This window comes from Bacillus cereus group sp. N21, assembly GCF_016483395.1.
Taxonomy (GTDB): domain Bacteria; phylum Bacillota; class Bacilli; order Bacillales; family Bacillaceae_G; genus Bacillus_A; species Bacillus_A pseudomycoides.
Genome location: NZ_JAEHBX010000434.1, coordinates 1 through 237, shown reverse-complemented (window position 1 = coordinate 237; position 237 = coordinate 1). Strand labels below are relative to the sequence as shown.

Genomic DNA, 237 nt, shown 5'->3' with positions numbered 1-237 from the left:
TCTTTCCCATGGTTTTGGGCGGTTTGCATTGGTAATTAAGAAATTGATTTTACCCAATGAAGCCGTTACCGAGTTTGACCGCGTGTAAGGCATTTGCAAGGTTTTTGTGCTGGAATAATAATATTTCTTCTTTTACAATTCGACGTCGTGCTTGTTTTAATTCTTCTTGAGCAACTTGAAAATGGAGCGCTCGTAGCGCTTCATATCGCTGTAATAATTTATATCGCCCTAACAAAC

1 pseudogene is annotated in these 237 nt (G+C 38.8%); it reads right to left on the bottom strand.

The window, feature by feature from the left end:
* Positions 1–103: 103 nt before the first annotated feature.
* Positions 104–237: pseudogene (locus JDS96_RS31530) on the bottom strand (hypothetical protein); the annotation flags it as partial.